At 58.5% G+C, this 446-nt stretch carries 1 protein-coding gene; it reads left to right on the forward strand.

Annotated features, from left to right (window positions below; all coding sequences use genetic code 11):
• The first annotated feature begins 77 nt into the window (after positions 1-77).
• Complete coding sequence (locus B3E43_RS04810) at positions 78-446, forward strand: four helix bundle protein (protein WP_292027427.1); 369 nt, start codon at positions 78-80, stop codon at positions 444-446.

Raw genomic sequence — 446 nt, forward strand, 5'->3', positions numbered from 1 at the left:
GGCTAGTGGCTAGTGGCTAGTGGAACACTTCCACAGGTTGTATAAATGCAACCTTTGGGGGATAAGTTATCGAACACATCGTCAATCACTATCGGGACCTCAAGGTCTGGCAGAAGGCGCTGGACTGGGCAGAGGCTGTCTATATCGCAACTGCTGCCTGGCCTCGCGATGAACGTTTCGGGCTGATCAGTCAGATCAGACGCTCCGCCGTCTCCGTCGCTTCCAACATCGCCGAGGGAGCCGCACGCCGAACAACCGGCGAGTTCCTGCAGTTCGTTGGAATTGCGCAGGGATCGCTCGCCGAAGCCGAGACTCAACTGCTTCTCGCTCAACGGCTTGGCTACGCAACAGGGAAAGACGGCAGCCGACTTCTCCTCGCGTCCGATGAGATCAGTCGAATGTTGGCGGGGCTTGCCAGTTCTCTCCGTCGGCGCAGGGGGCCATGA

The organism is Brevundimonas sp. UBA2416 (assembly GCF_002343105.1).
Lineage (GTDB): Bacteria > Pseudomonadota > Alphaproteobacteria > Caulobacterales > Caulobacteraceae > Brevundimonas.